This is a genomic window from Nocardioides panzhihuensis, from assembly GCF_013408335.1.
GTDB lineage: Bacteria > Actinomycetota > Actinomycetes > Propionibacteriales > Nocardioidaceae > Nocardioides > Nocardioides panzhihuensis.
On the sequence record NZ_JACBZR010000001.1, the window covers coordinates 2,258,786 to 2,282,313 of the forward strand.

Consider the following 23,528-nt stretch of genomic DNA (forward strand, 5'->3'; position numbering starts at 1 on the left):
AGATCTTGCAGCAAGACCGTAAGGTGATCCCGGTCACACGTCAACCCATCGAGCCACAGCGCTGCAAGAGCTTGCGCAAAATTTCAGTCCGCCATCAGGTCCTCAGCAGATCGCGCTGGACCTGGCTAGCGATAGAGCGGCGTACCGATGCCGAAGTGGCGGTGACGACATTCGAGGGGAGGTCGAGCCCGCGGCTGATCTCGTCGTACGCGGCCTGGTGACCGCCGGACAGCTCCGCCCGGTACCGCCTCAGATCCTCCTCGACGAGACGCCGGAGCTCGTCGATGCTCTGGGGCGTGAAGCGCTTCTTTCCTCGGGACAACGCGTTGACGTAGCGGGTGCAGTGCGCGGCTTCGTCGAGGGTCTCCGAGATCTCCTCGGCGAGACCCCAGAGACGCCCTTCGAGCCAGGGGACGTCGCGCTGGTCGAGGGACACCTCGACCGGGGCTCGTGGCTCATCGGTCATGCGCTTCGCCATCTGCTTGGAGACGGCCGGCTGGCTCATATCGGCCAACTGCGCAATGCGCTCCTGCGTCCAGCCCAGACCTGCGAACACCATGATCATCTCGGCGCGCAGCTTGCGCATCTCTTCGCCCGCGCGGATGACCTCGTTCATGCCGGCGAGTATCCGCTCAGCTTGAGCCTCGGTCAGCGTCTCGGGGGCCTGGTGCCTGCTCTCGCCTGCCACGGCTCCGGTTATACACCAGGACCACCCTGCTCCAATAACCTAGTTGTATTACCTGGTTATAAGTGTCACGCTCCGCCTCATGCCTACCTTCCCCGCACCCGACGGAACTCGACTCTCCTACCGTGTGATCGGTGATGGGGACCCAGCCGTCTGCCTCCCTGGAGGCCCTACCGACTCCGTCTACCTCGGCGACCTCGGAGGGCTGTCCGCACACTGCCGGATGATCGTTCTGGATATCCGCGGCACCGGCCGGTCCGCGGTGCCCAACGACCCGTCGTCCTACCGTTGCGATCGCCTGGTCGACGATGTCGAGGCGCTCCGCGAGCATCTCGGTCTTCCGCGAATCGATCTGCTCGGCCACTCCGCCGGCACGAACATCGCGATGCAGTACGCGGCCCAACACCCGGAGAAGGTCAGCAAGCTCGCTCTCATCGGCCCCAGCACTCGAGCTCTCGACGTAGCGATCACGGGCGAGACACGGCTCGAGCTCGCGCGGCTCCGGGAGAACGAGCCGTGGTTCCCGACAGCATTCGCCGCCCTGCAAGCGATCGGCGAGGGCACGGGCAGCGACTGGCAGGCCGTCGCACCCTTCTTCTGGGGCCGGTGGGACGCCACGGCACAGAGACACCACGCAGACAGTCAGCCGAGCAACCCGGAAGCCGTCGCCGTCTTCTCGGCCGATGGCGCCTTCAGCCCGGAGAGCACGCGCGCAGCGCTCGCCAAGTACAAGGCTCCCGTCCTGCTGCTCACCGGAGAGTTCGACCTGAACAGTCCTCCTGTGACCGTGGCCGAGGTCGCGGAGACGTTCCCCGACGCCACGGTCGCGGTGCAACCGGAAGCGGGCCACTATCCGTGGCTCGACGACCCCGACTGGTTCGTCGCGGCGATGGCGACGTTCCTGCGCAGATGACCTGTGAACGAATGAGCAGGATCCGCGATCAGCGCGTCAGCACCAGCCCGCTCGTAGGAACGCCGGTCCCAGCCGTGACGAGCACATTCGCGGCACCGGAGACCTGGTTCACCGAGGTGCCGCGCACCTGGCGCACTCCTTCGGCGATGCCGTTCATGCCGTGCAGGTACGCCTCGCCGAGCTGGCCGCCGTGGGTGTTGACGGGCAGGCGGCCACCGAGCTCGATGGCCCCGTCGCGTACGAAGTCCTTCGCCTCTCCCCTACCACAGAAGCCCAGCTCCTCGAGCTGCATGAGTACGTAGGGGGTGAAGTGGTCGTAGAGCACGGCGGTGTCGATGTCGGCCGGGGTGAGGCCGGACTGGCGCCACAGATCCTTGGCGACCACGCCCATCTCGGGGATGCCGATCTCGTCGCGGTAGTAGGAGGTCATCACGTACTGGTCGGCGGCGCTGCCCTGGGCGGCCGCGGCGATGTGGACCGGAGGGTTGGGCAGGTCGCGGGCGCGCTCGGGGCTGGTGACGACGACCGCCACGGCACCGTCGGACTCCTGGCAGCAGTCGAGCAGGTGGAGCGGGTCGGCGATCATCCGGGAAGCCTGGTGGTCCTCGAGCGTGATCGGCTTCTGGTAGAAGAACGCGTCGGGGTTGGTCGCGGCGTGGCGGCGGTCCGCGACGGCGACGGCGCCGAAGTCGGCGCTGGTCACACCGTAGTCGTGCATGTAGCGCCGCGCCTGCATGGCGACCGTGGCCGCAGGGGTCGAGAGCCCGAGCGGGTAGGTCCAGGCGTTGTCGATGCCGTTGGTGTTGACCTGCTGGGCCGCCCACGGCTGCACCTGGCCGAACCGCTGACCGGAGCGCTCGTTGAAGCCGCGGTAGGCGACGACGACGTCCGCGACCCCGGTCGCGACCGCCATCGCGGCCTGCTGGATCGTCGCGCAGGCCGCACCGCCGCCGTAGTTGATCCGGGAGAAGAACCGTAAGGAGCCGATACCGAGCTCGCGGGCCAGCGCGATCTCCGAGCTGCTGTCCATGGTGAACGTGGTCAGCCCGTCGACGTCTCCCGGCGTCAGGCCGGCATCCTTCAGCGCCGCGCGGGTCGCCTCGACGGAGAGCTGGAGCTCGGAGCGTCCGGAGTCCTTGGAGAACTCGGTGGCTCCGATGCCGACGATCGCGGCGCTGTCACTGAGGGTCGTCATGCGTTCTCCAGAAATCGCGGTCGGGGTAGTCCGGTAGCGAACTGCCTATTACCGGCGAGTATTTGGGCAGTCCGCTCCCGGACTACCCCGCCGTCGGCCATCACGCGGCGACCCTCACGGTTCCGGTCACGTGCGCTCCCAGGGACACCTCGCCGGTCACCTTGATGGTGGCCTCGCCTTCGGCCACCTCGATGACCTCACCGGAGAAGGACAGCGTGTCGTAGGGGTAGGCCGGTGCACCTAGGCGGATCGAGATGCCCTTGATCTGTACGTCGGTGCCCGCCCAGTCGGTGACGTAGCGCTCACACAGCGCCGTCGAGGTCAGGATGTTCATGAAGATGTCCTTCGATCCGGCCGCCTGGGCCCGGTCGCGGTCGTGGTGTACGTCTTGGAAGTCCCGGGTCGCGATCGCGGTCGAGACCACGACGGTCGGGGTGATCGGAAGCTCCCAGACGGGCAGCTTCTCTCCGGTCTGCATCTTCACGGCCTCCCTTCGACAGGCTCAGGACAGCGCCTCCAGATCGGGAGCGTCAGCTCCTCGTCGATCACGTTCCAGTCCACGACGAGCCGCTCGCCGATCCGCAGAGCGTCCTCGCCTTCGGGCGGCACGCCGGTCACCTCGGCCACCATGCGTACGCCCTCGGGCAGATCCAGCAGCGCCACCACCAGCGGGAGCTCCTTGCCTGGCAGCTTGGGGGCATGGACGACGGTGAACGAGTAGACCGTGCCCTCGCCCTGGGCGACGACATGGCCACGGTCGTACGCCTCGCAGCTCAGGCACGCCGGCCCCGGCGGGTGCCGCAGGGTACCGCAGGCGTTGCAGCTCTGGATCCGGAGCTCCTGCTTGGCGGTGCCTTCGAAGAAGTACGCGTTGTCGCGGCCGATCACGGGTCGCACCGGGCCGCTCATGAGGCACTTCCCTTGGGGATGAACTTGAGGACGCGGAACAGCATGGTCGCGACGCGCTCCTCGGCTACGTACCAGGTGCTCTTGGAGGTCACGAAGTAGCCGACGCCCATGCCGGTGCTCTTCGGGCCGACGACGGAGTCGAGAGCCGTGGTGATGCGGACCTGCTCGCCGACGCGGAGGTAGCGGTCGTAGCTCTGCTCGGAGTTGGTGCCGAGGACGCCGTTGAAGCCGGCGTCGGTGAGCACGTTCATCATCGCGTGGAGAGGATCACGGTCGGGGTGCCGCCCGGCTTGTCCGTACATCGTCCAGACCTGCGCCATCGAGGGTGGCGCCTCGCCCTGATGGAACCGGTCGGACTCCAGTCCCATCGCCTCGAGCCAGTTGTTGATCGTGGGCTGGTTGACCAGGTCGCGGGCGTCGCGCTCGGCAGCCTCGCCCCAGGCCTTGATCTCCTCGGCGGCGGCCATGATCTTCTCGTGGACGGCCTCGTCCACCAGGGTCTGCCCTTCTTCCGTGCTCATCGCGGGACCCTCGGCATCCCGAGACCGAACATCGCGATCAGCTCGCGCTGGACCTCCTGGACGCCTCCGCCGAAGGTGAGCACGAGATTCCGCTTCGCCTGGGCGTCGAGATAGTCGAGCAGGCTCTTCGTGACCGGATCTCCGGGGTCGCCGTGGCGGTGCACCAGCGCGATCAGGTCGGCGAGCAGGTGCTGGACCTGGTCGGCGGCGAAGACCTTCGACGAGGAGGCGTCGGCGACCTCGATCTCCCCCGCCTCGGCGGCCTCGGCGACCGCCCAGTTGAGGAGCTCGTTGACCCGGAAGACGGCCGTGGTCTCGCCGATGAGCGCGCGTACGTCCGGACTGTCGGTGACGCCCTGAGCGGTGGCCCAGCGGAGGACCCGGTCGCGCAGGCCCTCGAGCCGTCCTGCCGGGCCGAGCATCACCCGCTCGTGGTTGAGCTGGGTCGTGATCAGCTTCCAGCCCTTGTTCTCCTCTCCCACCAGCATGTCGGCGGGGACACGGACGTCGTTGAAGTAGGTCGCGTTGACGTGGTGGGAGCCGTCGGCGGTGATGATCGGGGTCCAGGAGAAGCCCGGGTCGGTGGTGTCGACGATGAGGATCGAGATCCCCTTGTGCTTGGGGGCATCCGGGTCGGTGCGTACGGCCAGCCAGATGTAGTCGGCCGCGTGGCCGCCGGTGGTCCACAGCTTCTGGCCGTTGACGACGTAGTGGTCGCCGTCCAGCCTGGCCGTCGTCCGGAGCGAGGCTAGGTCGGTGCCCGCCTCGGCCTCGGAGTAGCCGATCGCGAAGTGCACCTCGCCGGCCAGGATCCGGTTGAGGAACATCTCCTTCTGCTTTTCGGTGCCGTAGCGGATCAGCGTCGGGCCGACCGTCTGCAGGGTCACAGCCGGCAGGTGCACGTCGGCGTACTGGGCCTCGTTCGCGAAGATGGTCTGCTCGACCTCGCCGAGGCCGTGGCCGCCGTACTCCTTGGGCCAGCCGACGCCCATCCAGCCGTCGTCGCCGAGCTGCTTGATGAGCTTCTGGTAGGTCGGGCCGTGCCGGTCCCAGGAGCCCTCGGGGCCGGGGTCGCCGGGCTCATCGCCATGCGAGCGGCCCGCGAAGTAGGCTCTGACCTCCGCCTTCAGGGAACGCTGGGCCTCGGTCAGCTCGAGGTTCTTGGTCTCGTCGGTCTCGACCGGGACGGCCGCTGCCGGCATGTCGAGCAGGTGGGCGATGTCGGTGCCCCAGGTGGTGAACGCGAGCAGCGGGTAGGTCACGTCGACACCCATACCGCCATGGAGGTGGTGGCAGGTGCGGAAGGCAGTGGGTGCCACCTGGCTCGCCCAGTAGGCGGCCACCTTCAGGTCCGTGACGGAGGAACGTCCGCTGGTCACGGCGGCGACCGCGTTGTCGGCAGCGAGGTCGAGCGTGCGGGAGGCGACGTAGACGTCGGCCATCTGCAGCGCGACCGCCTGGAACTCGGCCAGCGCTCGGCCGAACTGCCGCCGCCCGGAGACGTACGCCGCAGTCAGGTCGCGCGCTCCGGCCAGCACCCCGGCGCAGGTCACCGCCAGGCCTGCGGTCGCCAGCCCGATCAGAGCCTCGTAGGCGCCCTCGTCGAGCACCTCGGCCGGGGCGTTCTCGAGCACGAGGGTGTGCTGCGGGACGGTGCTGGACGTGCTCGACGGGAGCAGGGTCACGCCGTTGGCGGACGGATCGACGAGCACTACGACCGGCCGCTCCTTCACCGTCGCGGTGACCAGGAGGAGCGAGGCGTCCACGGCGTAGGTCACCGCGGTCTTGCGCCCCGAGACCGTGCCGTCTCGGAAGGTGGTGGTCGGCACTTCGGGCCGCCCGCGCTCGAGCCAGGCCGGGGTGAGCACCGTCTGACCGGAGGCGACGCCGGGCAGGATCCTGTGCTGCTGCTCGGGGGTGCCGTGACCGGCCAGGGTCAGGGCGCCGACCGCCAGGGTCTCCCACACCGGCACGCGCACCGCCTGGCGTCCGGCCTCGCGCAGCAGCACCGCGATCTCGCCGAGCCCGAAGCCCTCACCGCCGTACGTCTCCGGCACCGGCAGCGCGGTCAGCCCGGCACTCGCCCAGGCCGACCAGTCGCCGCGGTCGGAGTCGCGGGCGAGCACCTCGGCCACCACACTGCGTACCGCATCGAGTGTCTCGTCTCCCATGGGTAGAACTGTAACGTGTTCTAGTTTGCGTGTCAGCAGTGTGCCTCTCGATGGGGCGCTAACCTCGCATCATGGCCCGACTTCCCCGAGCTCACACCGTCCGCCAGGCCGCCCTCGCCGCCCTCGCTGCCAACGCCCTGTGGCCGCCCGTCGACCGCACCGGGCCGCGCGGCGCGATCGGTTCCTTCGCCGCAGGCTGGCTCGCCGGCGACCTGGCACCGCAGCTGCTGGCGCTCGGCGGCGCGGACACCGCCGTCTCGGCCGCACGGCGCAAGGTCTCGCCGCTCGGGCTCGCCCTCGCGGGCGCTGCCGCTGCCGGCTTCGCGCTCAACGCCTACCGCGCCGGCTCGGCGCGCCGCCTCCTGGAGGAGGCGCTCACCGAGACCCTCGGAGCGCCCCCGGGCGAGCGGACGCCGCTCGACCTCGCCCAGCTCGCCCGGCCGTTCCGGATGAAGAACCCGGCGGTCGAGGTGATCCGTGACATCGCATACGCCGACAGCGACAGCAGCCGCGCCAGGCTCGACATCTACCGCCCGGCCGGGGTCGAGGTCATCACGGCGCCCGTGCTCTTCCACGTGCATGGCGGCGCCTGGACCTTGGGCTCCAAGGAGCAGCAGGGACAGCTGCTGATGAACCGGATGGCAGCCGCCAACGGCTGGGTCTGCGTGACGATCAACTACCGGCTCGCGCCCAAGCACCGCTGGCCGGCGCAGATCATCGACGTGAAACGCGCCCTGGCGTGGGTGCACGAGCACATCGCCGACTACGGCGGCGACCCCGACTACATCGTCGTGACGGGCGGTTCGGCGGGCGGTCACCTGGCCGCGCTCGCAGCGCTCACGCCTGGTTTCGCGCCGTTCCAGCCCGGGTTCGAGGACGCGGACACACGGGTCGCCGCCTGCGTACCGTTCTACGGGGTCTACGACGTGGCCGGCGACGACGGGGACCGCTACACCACCCGGGTGCGCGATGGACTGTGGACCCAGAAGATCATGCCCGAGGGCACCACCATCGAGGACTTCCGCCAGGCCTCACCGATCAACCACATCACCGAGGAAGCCCCCGACTTCTTCGTGCTCCACGGAGCGCTCGACACGCTGGTCTCCAAGCGCCAGGCCCTCTCCTTCGTCGCTCGGCTGCGCGAGGTGTCCAAGGCGACGGTGACGTACGTCGAGATGCCGGGCGCCCAGCACGCCTTCGACGTCTTCGGCGGCATCCGGGCCCACCACGCCGTGGCGGCGGTCGAGCGCTGGCTGCTGTGGCATCGCGAACGCGCCGGCGCCCGACTCGGGTGACGGCGGTTCAGCGGTTCAGCGCGGGAGGCCGAGCAGCCGTTCGGCGGCCACGTTGCGCAGGACTTGGGTGGTGCCGCCGGCGATCGAGAGGCAACGGGTCAGCTGCGACTGGTGGAGGTCCTCGCGTACCTGGGGGTCGTCGGTGAGCGCCAGGGGGCCGAGGAGGTCGACGACGAGCTCGGAGGCGTCCTGACGGTTGCGTACGGTCAGGAGCTTGGCCACCGACGACTCCGCCCCGGGCCCGCGGCCGGCGAGGGCCTTGAGCGTGGAGCGGACACCGAGCAGCGCACACACCGAGGAGAGCGCGACCGCGTGACCGATCCGGGCGAGATCCGCCTCGCCCCGGCCCTCTGCCAGCGCCACCGCGCGCTCGACGCTGCCACCGAGGTTGGTCGAGGCCATCGCGACCCGCTCGTTGGCCAGCGTCGTACGAGCCAGGCGCCAGCCGCCGTCGACGTCGCCTACGACGAGCTCGTCAGGCACGAAGACGCCGTCGAGGAAGACCTCGTTGAAGAGGGCGTCCCCGGTCAGCTCGCGCAGCGGGCGGACGTCGATCCCCTCACTGCCCATGTCGACCAGGAAGTAGGTGATGCCGTGCTGTTTCGCGCCCTGGCGCTTGGCGTCCTCCAGCGCGGTGGTGCGCGCCAGGCAGATCGCCCAGTCGGCATCGGCCGCGAGCGAGGTCCACACCTTCTGACCGGTCAGCCTCCAGCCACCCTCGACACGCTCGGCGCGAGTCGCCAGCGAGGCCAGGTCGGAGCCCGCGCCGGGCTCGCTGAAGAGCTGGCACCAGGTGATCTGGCCACGCAGCGAAGGTTCGACGAACCGCGCTCGCTGGGTGTCCGTGCCGTGCTTCAGGATGGTCGGCACGGCCCATCCGGCGATCTTGATGTCGGGACGGGCGACTCCGGCCGCGGCGAGCTCCTCGTCGATGACGAGCTGCTCGACGGGGCCGGCACCGAGGCCGTACGGGGCGGGCCAGTGCGGCGCGAGGTAGGCCGCGTCGACGAGCGCGTCACGCCGCGAGGCCTCGGGGAGGGCTGCGACCGCCGCGACGGCCTCGCGCACCCGGGGACGTACCTCCTCGTCCTTGCCGTCGAGGTCGACGCGGACCGAGCGACGGATGCCGGCGACGGCGTGCCCGGCCAGCGCGACGGCGTGGGCGTCCCCGCCACCGAGGAGGCTGCGCAGGGCTACCGCGCGGCGCAGGTAGAGGTGAGCGTCGTGCTCGAAGGTGAATCCGATCCCACCGAGGACCTGGATGCAGTCCTGCGCCGCCCGCACCGCTCCGTCGAGCGCGGTGACGCCGGCGACCTCGGCCGCGAAGTCCCACTGGCTGGTGTCACCAGGATCGGACAGCACGGTCTCGGCCGAGGCGGCCGCGTCCCAAGCGGTCGCGGCCACGGCCTCGGCCGTCTCCAGCATCTGCGCGCACAGGTGCTTGATCGCCTGGAACGAACCGATCGGCGCACCGAACTGCTCGCGGACCTTCGCGTACTCCACCGCCGTCGTCAGGCACCACTGCGCGATGCCGGAGGCCTCCGCCGCGGCGAGCGTGAGCGCCGTACGCCGCACCGCCTCGCCCAGCAGGCCCGGGACCTCGACCGCCTCGCCGGCGTCGATGTCGACCCGCACCTCGGCTACTCGCCTGGTCAGATCGGGACCGACCTGGGGACGTACCTCGACCTGCTCCGCGGCGAGGAGGAACCAGCGCTCCTCGCCGTCGGCGCCACGAGCGCCGAGCAGCAGATGGGCCGCTCCCCCGCCGTCATAGGCGACCGGAACGCTGCCGGCGAGCCGATCTCCGAGCTCGAGGACCGGGTCGAGCGCGATCCCGCAGCCGCCGGCGATGACCGCATCGATCATGTCGTCGAGCCCGGCCGCTCCCGCGTGATAGGCGGCGACCGCACTGCCCAGCAGCGGGCCCGGAAGCAGCTCGTGGGCGCAGGCCTCGAGAGCCACGGCCGCGTCCAGCAGCGTGCCGCCGCCACCGTTCGGCTCGGGTGCCGCGATGCCCGCGACGCCGTAGTCCCGCACCCCTCGCCACACGTCGTCGAAATCCGCGGAGGCGGCGCCCTCGGCGACCCGGGCGAGCTCGATGCCGCCCAGGCCCTTCGCCCAGTCGCGCAGGCTCTCGCTGAGGGCTTGGTGTTCGTCGGTGATGCCGATCGGCACAGGGACCTCCTACTATCTCCAGGGCCTTCGTCCGGAATAGAGCCGGATGTAGAACGTGTTACAAGTCTAGACTCACGAAGGAACGTGTTTCACTCTTGGGCGCCGATGCGGTTAGCCTGAGATCCACAGACCGAGATCCGGTCATAGTCCTAGGGGGACCCAGTGACGTCCGTCAGCACGGAGGCACGCAACACCGACGATGGCGCATCGACCGGCGCGCAGACCAGCGCACCCACCGGTGGGTCCGCGGCACAGCGCGAGCGCCGCCGGCGCATCCTCGACGCCACGATCTCGCTCGCGGCCGAGGGCGGGTTCGACGCCGTGCAGATGCGCGCCGTCGCCGAGCAGGCCGAGGTGGCCCTCGGCACCCTCTACCGCTACTTCCCCTCGAAGATCCACCTGCTGGTCTCCGCGCTGGCACGTGAGTTCACCAAGGACGTCGACCGCTCCGCCATCCGCGCGACGCCGGGCGAGACCGCCCACGAGCGGATCATGTACGTCCTCAACCGCCGCACCCGTGCCCTGCAGAAGCAGCCCAAGCTCACCGAGGCCCTGGTGCGCGCCTTCATGTTCGCCGACCAGTCGGTGACCGGCGAGATCCACGAGGTCGGCACCAGCCTGACCACCGTCATCGCCCGCGCCATGCACGGCACCCCCACCCACGGCGAGGTCACCGAGGAGGAGGCCGCCATCATCCGGATCATCTCCGACGTGTGGCTCTCCGCGCTCATCTCCTGGGTCACCGGCCGCATGGACGAGAAGGACGTCGAGAAGTCGATCGACGTAGCCGTCCGCCTGCTGCTGCGCTGACCCAAGCCGAGACGTCACTCGCGTCGGCCGAAGCGTCACCGGTTGACGCCTCGGCCGACCTACGTGACGCCTCGGCCGACGGGGGTGACGCCTCGGCCGACGGGGGTGACGCCTCGGCCGACGGGGGTGACGCCTCGGCCGACGGGGGTGACGCCTCGGCCTCGAGGGGCTCAGCCGCCGTAGGCGTGGGTGGCGGTGGCGCCGCCGTCGATGGCGATCTCGGCACCGGTGACATAGCTGGACTCGTCGGAGGCCAGGTAGACGTAGAGCGGGGCGATGTCCTCGGGGTGGCCGACGCGCTTGAGAGCGACCTTGGAGGCGCCGAACTCCATGGCGGCGTCATCGGCGCCGACACCGCGGGTCATCGGGGTGTCGATCATGCCGGGGTGGACCGAGTTGACCCGGATGCCACTGGGGCCTAGCTCCAGGGCGGCGGCCTTGGTCATGCCGCGGATGGCGAACTTGGTGGAGGTGTAGCCGGCCACGAACGCCATCCCCGCCAGGCCCTCGATCGAGGAGGCGTTGATGATCGAGCCGCCGCCGTTCTCCTTCATCGTCGCGATCACCGAGCGCATCCCGAGGAAGCAGCCGAGCGTGTTGACCCGCCACAGCAGCTCGAACTCCTCGACCGGCTGGGTCAGGATCTCGCCGAAGCGCAGGATGCCGGCGTTGTTGGCCAGGACGTTGACAGGTCCGTACGTCTCGGCAGTCTGCGCCACCAGCGACGTCCAGGACTCCTCCGAGCTGACATCGTGGTGCACGAAGAGCGCGGACTCCCCCAGCGAGTCGGCGAGCAGCTTGCCCGGCTCGTCGGCCACGTCGGCGATCACCACCTTCGCACCCTCGGCCACGAAGCCGCGCGCGATCGCGGCTCCCTGCCCCTGTGCGCCACCGGTGACGATCGCGATTTTGCGGTCGAGACGTGCCATCACTGCTCCTTGAGCTTCAGCTGCATGATCGAGTCGGCCGAGAACCCGGCCTCGGGGTCACGGTCGGCGAACCAGCCGCCGACCTGCTTGTCGAGCGAGTCCAGATCCCAGGCGGCGTTGTCGAACCGCTCGGCCACCGTAGGCGGCGACAGGACGGCGATCATCCCGCCGTAGACGACGAAGACCTGTCCGGTGATCGCCGCAGCGGCCGGGGAGGCGAGGTAGGTGACCAGCGGCGCCACGTGCTCGGCACCGTAGGAGTCACCCGAGAGCACGCCCTGGGTCATCGCCGTCGCGGCCCGCGGGCAGATGGCATTGGCGCGTACGCCGGAGCGGCCCATCGAGCGGGCGGTCGACATCGTCAGCGCCGTGATCCCGGCCTTCGCGGCACCATAGTTGGCCTGACCCGGCGGGCCGGACAGGAACGCCTCCGAGGAGGTGTTCACCACCGCGGCGTCGACCGGTGCGCCGGTGGCCTTGGCCACCGACCGCCAGTGGGCCGAGGCGTTGCGAGTCAGCAGGAAGTGGCCGCGCAGGTGCACGCGCAGGACGAGGTCGAACTCCTCGTCGGACATGTTGAAGAGCATCTTGTCGCGGGTGATGCCCGCGTTGTTGACCACGATGTCGAGGCCACCGAACCCGTCGACGGCCGCGGCCATCATCGCGTCCGCGGTCGCGCGCTCGCTCACGTCGCCCGCCGCGATCACCGCCTCGCCGCCGAACCCGCGGATCTCCTCGGCGGCCTCCTCGGCCGCGCCCGGCAGGTCGTTGAGCACCACCCGGGCGCCCGCCCGGGCCAGCGCGACCGCCTCTGCCCATCCCAGACCGGCACCGGATCCGGTGACGATCGCGACTTTCCCACTCAGGTCGACGCTCACGTGCTGCTACTCCTCGATCCTCAGGGCCGCCTTGGGGCAGCCGGCCACGGCCTGCTCGACGCGGTCGCGGTTCTCGTCGGTCACCGTGGGGTCCGCGATCTGCAGGTAGTCGTCGTCATCGATCTCGAACACGTCGGGCGCGAACGCCTCACACATCCCGTTGGACTCGCACAGGTCGAAGTCCGCGATCACCTTTGCCATGTCCGTCTCCTTGAACTCTTCATCCTTGGCCGGGCAGGGCACCCAGCTTGCGGTGGTCCCAGCTTGCGACCTTGTCGGGCTCGATGACGATGCCGACGCGCTTGTGGGCCTGCTTCGAGACCAGGTCCTCGCCGAGCCCACCCAGGCGATGTCCTGAGCTTGTCGAAGGGTCGGCACCACCAGCCATCCGGGCCATCACCTGCGACCCGAGGGCCTTGATCTCCTCGTAGTCCTCGACGAGACGCGCCTGCCCGGTGATGCTCACGCCGCGCAGCTCGAAGTAGTCCTCGCCGTCCTCGACCAGGCAGGTGACCCGCGGGTCACGCCGCAAGTTGCGGACCTTCTGCGAGGACCCGTAGGTCCAGAACGCGATCTTGCCCTCGTCGAGCACGTAGAACAGCGTGGTCAGGTGCGGAGCCCCATCGGGGCCCACGGTCGCGACCTGCACCTTCATCTGCGAGCCGAGGAAGTCCTCGATCTCGGCCTCGGTCAGCTGTACGGACTGGCGGGAGCCGGCCATGTGCCCTCCTCGAGCAATAAAACTAGAACCTGTTCTACCATAACAGGCGAGGCGGCCCATCGAAGGGGCGACCTGATGAGATCTAGGAAGCAGCCTTCATCTCGGAGATCAGCCAGCCACCGTCGTCCTTCACCAGCGTCAGCACCTCCCAGGTCGGGCTGACCACGGTGTTCTTCGTCTTCGGCGCGGTCGCGCTCTGGTTGACGAAGAGCAGCACCTTGGCCGAGTCCTCGGTGGCCGAGATGATGGAGGCGGCACAGTCCTCGTCGACACAGGACTTGCCCTCCTGGGCCGCCTTGGCGCCGTCCTCGGAGAGGGGCGCCACCTCGGCGTCGACCTTGATGCCCAGGTCGGCCTGCTCCTTGCGCTTGTCCTCGCCGGGGAGCGTCTTCTCGTAGTCCTTCTGCATCGCCGGCGTCATCAGCTTCTTCGCCGCCGCGATGTCCTTCTCCGCGCTCGCGGCGCGGTAGGACATCACCGTCTGCGCCAGTCCGACCGAGTGCTCCATGATCGCCGCCCGGGAACCGGCCGCGGTCAGCTCCCCACCGGGCGCCACGTCGTCCTTCGACGCCTGATCGACAGCCAGCCACAGCGCGCCGCCGGCCACCAGGACGAGTACGCCGAGAACGGCTGTCAGCACCCGGCTGCCGTCACCCAGCCACCGCTCGGCGAACCCGGAATGCGCCTCTGTAGAACCCTCACCCTCATCTTCAGGTTGAGGCTCTCGATCGGTCTCGGCGTCGTCGGCCGCAGCCGCAGGCTCCTCGTTCTCCGCGGGTGTATCGTCCCCGCCGCGTAGCTCCGGGGTTTCGGGCTCGTCGGTCGGCGGCAGCAGGTCGGAGCCGCAGTAACGGCACTTGATCGCGGCTGCCTTGATCGTCTCCGCGCAGAAGGGGCACTCCTTCTGGCCGGCGGAGACCGATCCGTTCGCTCGTACGCCTGTCATCAGTTGACTCCTGCCAGGTCGGACATGCGCCATCCGTCCTTCGTCTTGTCCAGCGACACCTTGAACCGGTACTTCGAGCACCGCGCCCCGTCGTAGGGGCAGGTGTCGCTCTTCTTCAGCTCAGCGGTCTGGCTGCTGGTCACGACGGAGTCCACGGCGACCAGCACGACCGCCTTCTTCGAGCCGATCGCACGGATGCCGACCTGCTTGACCTTCCCCTTCGAGACGGTCTGTGCGGGGATCGCGGCCTGGCGGATCTGCTCGGCGATGGCGGTGTACTCCTTGCCGAAGGTGCCGGTCGAGATCTCCTTGACCGCCTGGATCCGCGGGTCCATGTCGCGGTAGTCGACGTCGAGGAAGGCGATCACGCCGTCTTCGGCGACGGCCTTCACCTCGTCATAGTCGGCGGCCGCCGCCTCGGCGGGCGTCGTCCACGGCAGCACCCGAGCGCCACCGATGAAGACGGCCGCCGCTAGCACCACCAGGATCACCACCACCGCCGCGAGCACGGTGTTGACCCGCCCCAGTCTGGCGACGGACATCTTGACGTCGAGGCGGTTATGGGCCAGCTCAGCTGGTTCAGGCACCGGACTCACTCCTCTCCCAGGATCATTGATCGCCAGGAGTCGTCGGACAGGGCGGAGACGAGGCCTCCGTCATCGGTCGGGGTGGACATCGTGACCGTCTTTCCATCGGGGAGCTTGGTGCGGCCGGTCTTGGGGTCGTAGCTCGTCACGTACTTCTCGACCCCCTCCGGCTCCGGCACCATGTTGACACCCCGCTGCATGATCGGGTTGTCGCCCTCGTAGTCGGCCTGGGCACGCTTGTCGGTGCACTTGGCCGGGTAGAGCGGCTGGTCCTCCATCACGGTGCCGGGGATCCACTGGTCGGGGGGCTTGTAGCCCTCCTGGCACGGCGGTGTGGTGTAGACGAAGCCCATCGAGAGGTGACCGTAGCCGTCACCAGGCGAGCCGGTCCACCCCGTCGCCACGACCTGGGGGAAGGTCACCAGAGTCTGCTCGATCGCGGGCAGCCGGGCGGTGAGCACCTCGTTGACGGTGGTGAGGTTGGCCAGGAAGACGGGCAGCAGCGGCTGCAGCCCGTCGACCAGCGACTGCACCTGGACCGCCGTCGCCTCGCCGCCCTGCAGGATCTCGCGCAGCTCCGGGTCACGCTTGTCCAGGGTCGCGGTGACCTCCTCGAGCCCGTCGGCGAACTCGCGGATGTCACCGCTGTGGTCCTTCTGCGTCTGGAGCACGGTCTGGCTGGTCTCGAGGAGGCGCACGGTCTCCTTCTGGTGCGCGGAGGCCTCGTCGACCAGCGTGGCACCCGAGTCGAGCAACGTACGCAGGTTCTCGGCGTTGCCGCGGAACAGCGTGCCGAGCTCAGCCACGACGGTGCTCAGGTCCTCGCCGTCGATCGAGGTGGTGAAGCTGTCCAGCTCGGTGAGCAGCTGATCGGTCGTGCCGGGCATCGAGTCGGGCCCGGCGCTCACCACATCGCCCTCGGCGAGGTAGGGACCGGCGGCCGAGTCGGGGATGAAGTTGATGTACTGCTCCCCCACCGCCGAGAGGTTGTGGACCTCGATCTTGGCGTCCTTCGGCACCTCGGTGCCGGGGTCGAGCTCCAGCTCGGCGCGGACGCCCTCTTCGGTCACGTTCATCGTGGCCACGCGGCCGACACCGATGCCTCGGTAGTTGACCTCGCTGCCCTCGTAGAGGCCACCGGAGGCCGGCAGGTCGACCGAGACGTTCACGTGCCGGCCGAGGACGCGGTCGACGATGCCGAGGTAGGCGGCCGAGACGTAGAAGATCCCGACCGCGGCGAGGACCAGGAAGATGACCAGCTTGGTGCGTACGCTGCGCGTCATTTCGTTCCCCCTCCCAGGAGTCCCTCGAGGAGGCCGGTCAGGCCACCGGTCGTCGGCTCGGCTGTGGGTGTCTCGGTCGCCGAGGGCGTCGAGAGCCCCTCGGTGATCTCGGGAAGCAGGCCGTTGAGCCCTGGCGTCTTGGTCGAGGTCGAGCTCTTGGGCAGCAGGTCTGAGATGTCGGGCAGCTTGGGCGTCTTCTCCCCCGGCTTCGCCTTCGTGTCCTCCTTGCCGACCACCGAGCAGACCAGCTGCAGGTTGGTCAGGTCGCACAGCGCCTTGGCCAGCGGCTGGATCGCTCGGCATCCCTTGGAGTAGGACAGGCAGATCTGGAACACCTGCGGCACGATGCCGCTGGACTCGCCGTTGGTGAGGCTGCCGACCAGCTTGCCGAGGTCGAGGTCCATGTGGAACAGCGCGTTGGAGTAGTCGCCCATCGCCAGGCCGGCGGCGTTCTCCGGGAACGGGAAGCTGGCCGCCATCATCAGTCCGCGCGGCAGCGAGTCGCCGGCGTCGGCCAGCTCGCGCAGCGTCGGCGCCAGCTCGTCCAGCGCCGTGGTCAGGTTGGCGCCGCTCTGGTTGATCACCCGGGTCGCGACCACGCCGAGCCGGTCGAGCGCCTTCATCATCTTCAGCATGTCCGCGTGCTGCTGGCGGAGCACCTCGAGCGCCGGGCCGAAGGAGTCGATGGCGGCCTCGATCGACTTGGACTCCTTGTTGAGGGTGCGGGTCAGCCGGTCGACCTGCTCCATCGCCTTGATGATCGAGCCCTTCTGCTGGTTGAGCGAGGCCACCGTGGTCTCCAGGTTGCCCAGCAGCGAGCGCATGTCATCGGTGCGCCCGTCCATCATGGTGTTGAGCTCGTCGCTGATCGTCTTCAGCTGGCCGACGCCACCGCCCGCCAGCAGGAAGGAGAGCGCGCCGAGCACCTCCTCGACCTCGGGGTTGCGGTTGGTGCGCTCGAGCCCGATGGTCGCGCCGTTTCCGAGCTTGCCGGCGCTGGCGACCGTGGAGCCCTCGGGGGCCACCAGGGCGATGTACTTCTCCCCGAGCAGGCTGGTCTGGCGTACGTTGGCCAGCGCGTCGGCCGGAAGCTCGATGTTCTTGCGGACGGTCATGGTGACCTTCGCGTGCCAGCCCTCCCGCTCGACCTTGTCGACCTGGCCGACCGGGACGTCGTTGGCCATCACCTTGGTGCGCGGCACGATGTCGACGACGTCGTTGAACTCGGCGGTGACGACGTAGCCGTCGCCCTCACCGACCTCGTTGCCGGGGAGCGGCAGGTCATAGGCCTGTACGCCGCACCCGCTCGCCACGGCGAGGAGGCCGAGCATCGCGACGAACGACCGGATCCGAGATCTCATCCCTTGCCTCCCGACATCAGGTTCTGCAGCGACCCGCTGAGCTCGGTGATGCCGCCCTCGGAGACCACCTCGGGCTTCACCTCCGACTGCTTGGCCTTGGTTCCGTTCGGAGCCCCGATCGGCAGCCCGGTCGCGGTGTCGCGGTCGGTGGGCGCCGCGGCATCCGTGAGCGTCTTGCCCAGCGGGGCGGTCGAGCCGGTGGGCAGCAGCGCCTTGAACAGCGCACAGATCTCCTTGGCCCCGGGGATCTTGTCGTTCTCGACGACCATGCACAGGATGTTGGACAGGTCCGAGCCGATCGGCCCGACCTGCAGCCGGAAGCCGACCGATCCGGATGCGGGGTCGAAGGCCTCGGCCAGGTTGCCGATCCCCAGCGGTGCCAGGTCGACCACGGTGCCGAGGGTCTCCTTCTCCTTGGCCAGGATGTTGAGCGTCTTGTTGAGCTCCTTGACGTCACCGACCAGAGCGTCGGAGTTGTTCTCCACGAACGACTTCGTCACCTTCACCGCCTGCGCGATCGCGGCGAGGGCCTGGTCGAGCTCGTCGCTCTCACCGGCCAGCTGGGTGGACACCGTCGAGAGGTCGGTCAGGAACCTCTCGGTCGTCTCGTCGTTGCGCGCCAGCGTCGTGGTGACCTCGGAGAGCTGGGTGAGCGTGCTGAAGAGCTGCTCGGAGTTGCCGCCGAGCACCTGAGCCGCCTCGGACATGTCGGCGATCGCCTGGTTGCCGATCTTGCCGTTGCCCTCCAGCGCGTCCGCGCCCTCGCTCAGGACGTCGCTCAGCGCGCCGTTCTTGTTGGCCCCGTTGGGTCCCAGCGAGGTGGCCAGCTCGGAGAGGCTGGCATAGATCCGGTCGAGCTCGACCGGCACCGCGGTGCGCTCGATCGGGATCTCGCCGCCGTCTGCCATCGCGGGCCCGCCGGTATAGGCGGGGGTCAGCTGGATGAACCGGTCGGCGACGAGCGTCGGGGTCACGATCGCGGCCTTGACGTCCTCGGGCAGCTTGTAGTCGCTCTGGTACTCGATCACCGCGTCCACGTGGTCGCCCTTCGTCTCCAGCGAGGCGACCTTGCCGACCTTGACCCCCATGATGACCACGTCGGAGCCCTCGTAGACGCTCACCGCCTGCGGGAAGCTGGCGGTCAGCGTCTTGGTTTCGGGCGAGGCCACCTCGGAGATCAGCAGCAGCCCGCACATCAGCACCAGCGCGATCGGCAGCGCGGCCCACTTTCGGCCCCAGAAGTTCTTAGTCATTCCACGATCCCTGGTCGTCGTCCGGGCACGAACTCCCCGCTCACGATCCCGGTGAGGTTGGCGAGGTAGGCGTCGAACCAGGGCCCGGTGCCGATGATGTTGATCAGGATCGACGCGTACGGGCCGTAGTTCTGGATGGTCTTGGTCAGGTCCTCGTCGCGGGCGTTGAGGAACTTCAGCGCCTGGTTGAGCGCGTCCAGCGCGGGACCGATCTGCTTCTCGTTCTCCTTCACCAGGGCCTGCAGCTGCTCGGCCAGGGCCGTGGCGTTGACCAGCAGCTGGTGGATGGCCTGGCGGCGCGAGATGAGCTCGGCGAAGACCTGGTCACCGTTCTTCATCACGCTGACGATGTCCTGCTTGCGCTCGTTGACGAGCTGGACGACCTTCTCGGCGTCCTGCAGCAGCGACTCCAGCTCGTCGCCGCGGGCGGCGATCGTCTGGGACAGCGCGGCGATTCCCTGGAATGCGCCCTGCACCTCGGGGCCGGCCTTCTCCAGGGTGCCCGACATCGTCGTCAGCGCCTTGGCCAGCTGCTGGGTGTCGATCGCCTCGGTCGTCTCGGCGAGATCACCGAAGGTGCCGACGATGTCACTGCCCGCGCTGGTCCGGGCCAGCGGGATCGTCGATCCGGCGTCGAGGGTCCGGCCGCCCTGCGGGGTGATGTCGAGGTACTTCTCCCCCAGCAGGTTGAGCACGCCGACCGACGCCTCGCTGCGGTGCCCGATCTCGGCGTCGTCGACCGAGAACGAGACGACGACCTTGGCTCCCTCGATCTCGATGTCGCTGACCCGGCCGACCCGGATTCCGGCGATCTCCACCCGGCTGCCCACGTGCAGTCCGCTGGCGTCGGAGAACTCGGCCTGATAGGTGGTGCCGGCGAGCCACGGCAGGTTGCGCAGGTTGAACGCCGCGGTGAGGGCCAGTGCGAGCGCGACGATCGTGATCACGCCGGTGCGCTTGAGCTTGGCGTCGCTATGGTGCGCCATCAGAGCTTGCACCTCTCTGCCCGGCTGTAGAAGGCCACGTTGTCGAGCTGCTTCTGGATCGCCTTGACGGCGGGCGAGTTGTCGAGCAGCTCACCGAGCGAGGGCAGCTTGATCGAGAAGTCGAGGTCGCAGAGGTAGTAGTTGTACCAGGAGCCGTAGCTGCCGATCCGTGCCTGCGACTCCAGCGTCTCCGGGAGCCGCTCGAGCGTCTTGTCGAGCAGCTTCTGGTTGCCCGGCTTGTTGAGGATGTCCACCACGCGCTTGAGCTGCTTGATGTCCTCCTTGAGGAACGGCCGTACGTCGGTGAGCAGCCCGGCCAGCTCGTCGGTGAGGTCGCCGATCGAGGAGATCGAGTCACCGATCGCCTCCTTGTCCCGCGCCAGGTCCTTCATCCAGCCGCTGAGCTGCTGGATCAGCTCGGCGAGCTCGGTGTGGTGCTCGTTGACCGTGTTGAGCGTCTTGGACAGGTTGGTGATCACGTCCCCGATCAGCTGGTCGCGCTCGGCCAGAGCACTGGTCAGCTCCGCCGTCTCCGAGAGGAGGCTCGCGACCGTGCCGCCCTCCCCCTGCAGCACCCGGATCAGGTTGAGCGAGAGCTTGTTGACGTCCTTGGGCTGCAGCGCCTGGAACAGCGGCTGGAAGCCGTTGAAGAGCTCGGTCAGGTCGAGCGCCGGTGTGGTGTTGGCCATCGCGATCGCCTGGCCCTGCCGCAACGGCGCCGCGTCCTGCCCGGACTCCTGCGAGCCGGCGTCCTGGGTCAGCGCCAGATAGCGGTCGCCGACGAGGTTCAGGTAGCGGACCTGGGCACCGCTGGCGGTCGTCAGCGGCACCGTCTCGTCGACCCGGAAGGTGACCATCGCGTGGTCCCCGCCCTCGATCTCGACGGTGAGCACCTCTCCGACGGTGATGCCGGCGACGCGTACGTCATCTCCCTCGCTCAGGCCGGAGGCGGTGGTGAACTCGGCGCGGTAGGGCACCCGGTCGCCGAAGCCGAGGTTTCCCATGATCGAGGCCAGGGTGCCGGTGACGATGATCGACAGGACGGTGAAGATGACCAGCTTGGTCCCGGCCACCGTGGTCTTCAGATCGCGCTTGTTCACTGCAGACCCCCGTTCCCGGGTGCCCACGGCACGTCCTCGGTGCCGTTCTCCAGCTCGTTCGGTTCGGCCGGGACCTTCGGGTTCGGCAGCCCGGCGCACCACGGTCCGTGACCGATCTCGCCCCACTCGGGGCGGTCGTCGCGGCCGTACGACGGCTTCTGGGTGCCGTCGAGGACCATCGTCTGGCGCACGCGGTTCTGCTGGAAGACGGTCGCCAGCAGCTCAGTGTAGTCGTCGAGGCCTCGCAGCAGGCAGGTGTACTCCGGGGAGTAGTCGGCGAGCAGCTTGAGGAGCGGGACCGCCAGCTCGGTCTCGTACCTGATCGCCTTCTCGTTCTCGGCGAGCAGGTCCTTGGAGGAGTTGGCGACCCCGGTGACCGAGGTGAGCAGACCGCCGAGACGGGCTCGCTGCTCGGTCACCGTGTTGGCGGTGGTCGTGGTGTTCTCGAGGACCTTGACGAGGTCGGGGGCGGCCATGGAGTAGGTCTCCGCGACGTCGGCCATGTCCTCGAGATCGCGTTCGAGGGTGGGGAGGTGGACGTTCATCTTCTCGAGGTAGTCGTTGAGCTGGACCATCGTCTCGCCGAGCTTCTCCCCGTTGCCGGAGAGCGCGGTGGCGAGGGCGTGCAGGGTGCTGTTGAGGTCCTGGGGCCGGATGGACTTCAGCAGCGGGAAGAGCCGGGCCAGGATCACGTCGAGCTCGACGCTGGTGCGGACCCGGTCGGCGGGGATCACGGTGCCGTCGCTCAGCGCGCCGGTCCGCTCTCCCTCGGGGTCGATGAACTCGACGTACTTCTGCCCGAACAGCGTCGTCGGCTTGATCGCGACGCTGACGTTGGCGGGGATCTGCTCGGCCTGCTCCGGCTCCAGACCGAGCTCGATGACGGCCAGCTTGCCGTCCTGGCGGATCTCGCGGATCTGTCCGACGATGACGCCGTGCATGCGTACGTCGCCGTAGCGCGGCAGCTGCAGGCCGGCCCGGTCGGCCTGCACGCTGACAGTGGTGAACTGCACGAACGCCTTCTGGTAGATCGCCACGCAGAGGGTGATCAGCAGGGCGAGGGTCACCGTGAAGGCGATCCCGGAGACGAAGAGCTTGGTGTGCTCGGCGCGGGTGTCGCGCTGGATTCCCATCAGCATGTGGATCGCCCCACCCTCATCCCGTGATCCGCACGGTGGTCGTGGAACCCCAGATCGCGAAGCTCAGGAAGAAGTCCGCGACCACGACGGTGACGATGGACGTACGGATCGCCTTGCCGACCGCGATGCCGACCCCGGCCGGGCCGCCGGAGGCGGTGTAGCCGTAGTAGCAGTGGATCAGGATGATCGCGACCGCGAGGATGATCAGCTTGAGGAAGCTGTAGAGGATGTCGATCGGCGGCAGGAACGCCAGGAAGTAGTGGTCGTAGGTGCCGCCGGACTGCCCGTACATCAGCGTGGTGATCAGCCGAGGGCTGAGGTAGGAGGCGCACAGGGCGACGATGTAGAGCGGGATGACGGCCAAGAACCCGGCGATCATCCGGGTGGTGACCAGGTAGGGAAGGCTCGGCACGCCCATCGCCTCGAGCGCGTCGATCTCCTCCGAGATCCGCATCGCGCCGAGCCTCGCGGTGTAGCCGCAGCCGACGGTCGCGGCGAGCGCGATCGCGGAGATCAGCGGCGCGACCTCGCGGGTGTTGAAGAAGGCCGAGATGAACGCGGAGAACTTCGCGACACCGATCTGGCTCAGGCTCGCGTAGCCCTGGATGCCGACCTCGGAGCCGGCGAAGAAGGCCATGAACGCGATCACGCCGACGGTGCCGGCGATCATCGTCAGGCCACCGGCACCGAAGGCGACCTCGGCCAGGATGTTGAGCACCTCACGCTTGTAACGGCGCACGGTGCGCGGCGCCCAGGCCAGGGCCTTGGCGTAGAAGAGCAGCTGGTCGCCATAGCCCTCGACGGCCTGGCGCTGCTCCTTGACTATCTGGATGCCCACCTGGGCGAGCGTGTTGGACACGGGGGGATCACAACCCGTCCTGAGGAACGATCTGGAAGTAGATGGCGGTCATGATGGAGTTCAGGACGAACAGCATCATGAACGCGATGATCACGGCCTCGTTGACCGCTCGGCCGACGCCGCTGGGGCCGCCTTGGGCGTTGAGGCCGTTGTAGGCGCCGATGATCGCGGCCAGGAAGCCGAAAAGCGCTGCCTTGACCATCGAGATGTAGAGGTCCGGAAGACTTGCGAGGGCCGTGAAGCTCGACAGGAACGCACCGGCCGAGCCGCCCTGGATGATCACCGTGAAGAAGTAGCCGCCACCGATCCCGGTCGCGATGACGATCCCGTTGATCATCACCGAGACGAACAGGCAGGCGAGCACCCGAGGGACCACCAGCCGGATCACCGGGTCGATGCCCAGCACCTCCATGGCGTCGATCTCCTCGCGGATCTTGCGTGATCCCATGTCGGAGCAGATCGCTGACCCGGCGGCCCCGGCGATGATCAGCGCGGCCGCCATCGGCGCCGCCTCCCTGACCACCGCCAGCACCGCCGTCGCACCGGCGAACGACTGAGCCCCGAGCTGGCCGGCGAGGTTGCCGACCTGCAGCGAGATGACCGCACCGAACGGGATCGAGACCAGGACCGCGGGCAACATCGTCACGCTGGCGATGAACCAGGCCTGCTCGAGGAACTCCCGGAACTGGAACTTGGTCGTGAAGGCCCCCTTGACGACCTCTCCGGTCATCAGGCCCATCCCGCCGACGCCTCGCACCAGCGAGACGAACTGCACTGCCATAGTTCACCTTTCGCGGGTCTTGTGACTCGGC

General features: G+C 68.6%; 24 protein-coding genes. 3 read left to right on the top strand and 21 right to left on the bottom strand.

Annotated elements, in window-relative coordinates:
- Positions 1-94 precede the first annotated feature (94 nt).
- Entirely contained in the window at positions 95-616 is a 522-nt protein-coding gene (locus BJ988_RS10710; protein ID WP_218860750.1) for a hypothetical protein, read from the bottom strand.
- 151 nt (positions 617-767) lie between these two features.
- Here BJ988_RS10710 and BJ988_RS10715 point away from each other — a divergent pair, with 151 nt between their 5' ends.
- Positions 768-1,598, top strand: coding sequence for an alpha/beta fold hydrolase (locus BJ988_RS10715; protein WP_179657971.1), 831 nt, complete (start codon positions 768-770; stop codon positions 1,596-1,598).
- Positions 1,599-1,626: 28 nt separating this feature from the next.
- Here BJ988_RS10715 and BJ988_RS10720 read toward each other — a convergent pair whose 3' ends face one another.
- The 5 genes from BJ988_RS10720 to BJ988_RS10740 all read right to left on the bottom strand — a co-directional run bounded on the left by BJ988_RS10720 (position 1,627) and on the right by BJ988_RS10740 (position 6,394).
- On the bottom strand, positions 1,627-2,793 hold the full coding sequence (locus tag BJ988_RS10720; RefSeq protein WP_179657972.1) for a lipid-transfer protein: 1,167 nt from the start codon (positions 2,791-2,793) through the stop codon (positions 1,627-1,629).
- A 100-nt stretch (positions 2,794-2,893) separates the two neighbouring features.
- Positions 2,894-3,271, bottom strand: coding sequence for a MaoC family dehydratase (locus tag BJ988_RS10725; protein ID WP_179657973.1), 378 nt, complete (start codon positions 3,269-3,271; stop codon positions 2,894-2,896).
- A gap of 2 nt (positions 3,272-3,273) precedes the next feature.
- Positions 3,274-3,702 (bottom strand): Zn-ribbon domain-containing OB-fold protein, encoded by a 429-nt coding sequence (locus BJ988_RS10730; RefSeq protein ID WP_218860752.1) that lies wholly within the window; start codon positions 3,700-3,702, stop codon positions 3,274-3,276.
- Positions 3,699-4,223: an FAS1-like dehydratase domain-containing protein gene (locus tag BJ988_RS10735; protein ID WP_179657974.1), complete on the bottom strand. Its 525-nt coding sequence runs from the start codon at positions 4,221-4,223 to the stop codon at positions 3,699-3,701. Before BJ988_RS10735 ends, BJ988_RS10730 begins: the two co-directional genes overlap by 4 nt.
- Complete coding sequence (locus BJ988_RS10740) at positions 4,220-6,394, bottom strand: acyl-CoA dehydrogenase family protein (RefSeq protein ID WP_179657975.1); 2,175 nt, start codon at positions 6,392-6,394, stop codon at positions 4,220-4,222. Before BJ988_RS10740 ends, BJ988_RS10735 begins: the two co-directional genes overlap by 4 nt.
- 71 nt (positions 6,395-6,465) lie before the next feature.
- Here BJ988_RS10740 and BJ988_RS10745 point away from each other — a divergent pair, with 71 nt between their 5' ends.
- On the top strand, positions 6,466-7,689 hold the full coding sequence (locus BJ988_RS10745) for an alpha/beta hydrolase (RefSeq protein WP_179657976.1): 1,224 nt from the start codon (positions 6,466-6,468) through the stop codon (positions 7,687-7,689).
- A 15-nt stretch (positions 7,690-7,704) separates the two neighbouring features.
- On the opposite strand, the gene BJ988_RS10750 is transcribed toward BJ988_RS10745, so the two are convergent.
- On the bottom strand, positions 7,705-9,864 hold the full coding sequence (locus BJ988_RS10750; protein ID WP_179657977.1) for an acyl-CoA dehydrogenase family protein: 2,160 nt from the start codon (positions 9,862-9,864) through the stop codon (positions 7,705-7,707).
- A gap of 162 nt (positions 9,865-10,026) precedes the next feature.
- Between BJ988_RS10750 and BJ988_RS31310 the strand changes: the two genes are divergently transcribed.
- Complete coding sequence (locus tag BJ988_RS31310) at positions 10,027-10,674, top strand: TetR family transcriptional regulator (protein WP_343051564.1); 648 nt, start codon at positions 10,027-10,029, stop codon at positions 10,672-10,674.
- A 170-nt stretch (positions 10,675-10,844) separates the two neighbouring features.
- Here BJ988_RS31310 and BJ988_RS10760 read toward each other — a convergent pair whose 3' ends face one another.
- From BJ988_RS10760 to BJ988_RS10825, 14 genes are all read right to left on the bottom strand, one after another.
- Positions 10,845-11,603 (bottom strand): glucose 1-dehydrogenase, encoded by a 759-nt coding sequence (locus BJ988_RS10760; protein WP_179657978.1) that lies wholly within the window; start codon positions 11,601-11,603, stop codon positions 10,845-10,847.
- Positions 11,603-12,481, bottom strand: a complete 879-nt coding sequence (locus BJ988_RS10765; protein ID WP_179657979.1) for an SDR family oxidoreductase — start codon at positions 12,479-12,481, stop codon at positions 11,603-11,605. Before BJ988_RS10765 ends, BJ988_RS10760 begins: the two co-directional genes overlap by 1 nt.
- A gap of 6 nt (positions 12,482-12,487) precedes the next feature.
- Positions 12,488-12,682 (bottom strand): ferredoxin, encoded by a 195-nt coding sequence (locus BJ988_RS10770; RefSeq protein WP_179657980.1) that lies wholly within the window; start codon positions 12,680-12,682, stop codon positions 12,488-12,490.
- Positions 12,683-12,701: 19 nt separating this feature from the next.
- Complete coding sequence (locus tag BJ988_RS10775) at positions 12,702-13,202, bottom strand: pyridoxamine 5'-phosphate oxidase family protein (RefSeq protein WP_179657981.1); 501 nt, start codon at positions 13,200-13,202, stop codon at positions 12,702-12,704.
- An 82-nt stretch (positions 13,203-13,284) separates the two neighbouring features.
- Entirely contained in the window at positions 13,285-14,148 is an 864-nt protein-coding gene (locus BJ988_RS10780; RefSeq protein WP_179657982.1) for a hypothetical protein, read from the bottom strand.
- Complete coding sequence (locus BJ988_RS10785) at positions 14,148-14,735, bottom strand: hypothetical protein (RefSeq protein WP_179657983.1); 588 nt, start codon at positions 14,733-14,735, stop codon at positions 14,148-14,150. The genes BJ988_RS10780 and BJ988_RS10785 overlap by 1 nt, the downstream gene beginning before the upstream one ends.
- Before the next feature lie 5 nt (positions 14,736-14,740).
- Positions 14,741-16,018 carry an MCE family protein gene (locus tag BJ988_RS10790; protein ID WP_179657984.1) on the bottom strand — a complete coding sequence of 426 codons (1,278 nt, stop codon included), beginning with the start codon at positions 16,016-16,018 and terminating at the stop codon, positions 14,741-14,743.
- The gene (locus BJ988_RS10795; RefSeq protein ID WP_179657985.1) at positions 16,015-17,379 is read right to left on the bottom strand and encodes an MCE family protein; all 1,365 of its coding nucleotides are present in this window, start codon (positions 17,377-17,379) and stop codon (positions 16,015-16,017) included. The genes BJ988_RS10790 and BJ988_RS10795 overlap by 4 nt, the downstream gene beginning before the upstream one ends.
- Positions 17,376-18,632 carry an MCE family protein gene (locus tag BJ988_RS10800; protein WP_179657986.1) on the bottom strand — a complete coding sequence of 419 codons (1,257 nt, stop codon included), beginning with the start codon at positions 18,630-18,632 and terminating at the stop codon, positions 17,376-17,378. Before BJ988_RS10800 ends, BJ988_RS10795 begins: the two co-directional genes overlap by 4 nt.
- On the bottom strand, positions 18,629-19,618 hold the full coding sequence (locus BJ988_RS10805; protein WP_179657987.1) for an MCE family protein: 990 nt from the start codon (positions 19,616-19,618) through the stop codon (positions 18,629-18,631). Before BJ988_RS10805 ends, BJ988_RS10800 begins: the two co-directional genes overlap by 4 nt.
- A complete protein-coding gene (locus tag BJ988_RS10810) occupies positions 19,618-20,718 on the bottom strand; it encodes an MCE family protein (RefSeq protein ID WP_179657988.1) in 1,101 nt (366 codons plus the stop codon). The genes BJ988_RS10805 and BJ988_RS10810 overlap by 1 nt, the downstream gene beginning before the upstream one ends.
- A complete protein-coding gene (locus BJ988_RS10815) occupies positions 20,715-21,857 on the bottom strand; it encodes an MCE family protein (RefSeq protein WP_179657989.1) in 1,143 nt (380 codons plus the stop codon). The genes BJ988_RS10810 and BJ988_RS10815 overlap by 4 nt, the downstream gene beginning before the upstream one ends.
- Positions 21,858-21,873: 16 nt before the next feature.
- Entirely contained in the window at positions 21,874-22,716 is an 843-nt protein-coding gene (locus BJ988_RS10820; RefSeq protein WP_179657990.1) for an ABC transporter permease, read from the bottom strand.
- A 7-nt stretch (positions 22,717-22,723) separates the two neighbouring features.
- On the bottom strand, positions 22,724-23,497 hold the full coding sequence (locus BJ988_RS10825; protein ID WP_179657991.1) for an MlaE family ABC transporter permease: 774 nt from the start codon (positions 23,495-23,497) through the stop codon (positions 22,724-22,726).
- Positions 23,498-23,528 lie beyond the last annotated feature (31 nt).

Coding starts and splice junctions, on each gene's coding strand:
- BJ988_RS10795 (WP_179657985.1), bottom strand. CDS start 17,379: ATGAGATCTCGGATCCGGTCGTTCGTCGCGATGCTCGGCCTCCTCGCC.
- BJ988_RS10725 (WP_179657973.1), bottom strand. CDS start 3,271: ATGCAGACCGGAGAGAAGCTGCCCGTCTGGGAGCTTCCGATCACCCCG.
- BJ988_RS10790 (WP_179657984.1), bottom strand. CDS start 16,018: ATGACGCGCAGCGTACGCACCAAGCTGGTCATCTTCCTGGTCCTCGCC.
- BJ988_RS10720 (WP_179657972.1), bottom strand. CDS start 2,793: ATGACGACCCTCAGTGACAGCGCCGCGATCGTCGGCATCGGAGCCACC.
- BJ988_RS10805 (WP_179657987.1), bottom strand. CDS start 19,618: ATGGCGCACCATAGCGACGCCAAGCTCAAGCGCACCGGCGTGATCACG.
- BJ988_RS10780 (WP_179657982.1), bottom strand. CDS start 14,148: ATGACAGGCGTACGAGCGAACGGATCGGTCTCCGCCGGCCAGAAGGAG.
- BJ988_RS10715 (WP_179657971.1), top strand. CDS start 768: ATGCCTACCTTCCCCGCACCCGACGGAACTCGACTCTCCTACCGTGTG.
- BJ988_RS10745 (WP_179657976.1), top strand. CDS start 6,466: ATGGCCCGACTTCCCCGAGCTCACACCGTCCGCCAGGCCGCCCTCGCC.
- BJ988_RS10815 (WP_179657989.1), bottom strand. CDS start 21,857: ATGCTGATGGGAATCCAGCGCGACACCCGCGCCGAGCACACCAAGCTC.
- BJ988_RS10740 (WP_179657975.1), bottom strand. CDS start 6,394: ATGGGAGACGAGACACTCGATGCGGTACGCAGTGTGGTGGCCGAGGTG.
- BJ988_RS10825 (WP_179657991.1), bottom strand. CDS start 23,497: ATGGCAGTGCAGTTCGTCTCGCTGGTGCGAGGCGTCGGCGGGATGGGC.
- BJ988_RS10800 (WP_179657986.1), bottom strand. CDS start 18,632: ATGACTAAGAACTTCTGGGGCCGAAAGTGGGCCGCGCTGCCGATCGCG.
- BJ988_RS10770 (WP_179657980.1), bottom strand. CDS start 12,682: ATGGCAAAGGTGATCGCGGACTTCGACCTGTGCGAGTCCAACGGGATG.
- BJ988_RS10775 (WP_179657981.1), bottom strand. CDS start 13,202: ATGGCCGGCTCCCGCCAGTCCGTACAGCTGACCGAGGCCGAGATCGAG.
- BJ988_RS10710 (WP_218860750.1), bottom strand. CDS start 616: ATGAACGAGGTCATCCGCGCGGGCGAAGAGATGCGCAAGCTGCGCGCC.
- BJ988_RS10730 (WP_218860752.1), bottom strand. CDS start 3,702: ATGAGCGGCCCGGTGCGACCCGTGATCGGCCGCGACAACGCGTACTTC.
- BJ988_RS10735 (WP_179657974.1), bottom strand. CDS start 4,223: ATGAGCACGGAAGAAGGGCAGACCCTGGTGGACGAGGCCGTCCACGAG.
- BJ988_RS10760 (WP_179657978.1), bottom strand. CDS start 11,603: ATGGCACGTCTCGACCGCAAAATCGCGATCGTCACCGGTGGCGCACAG.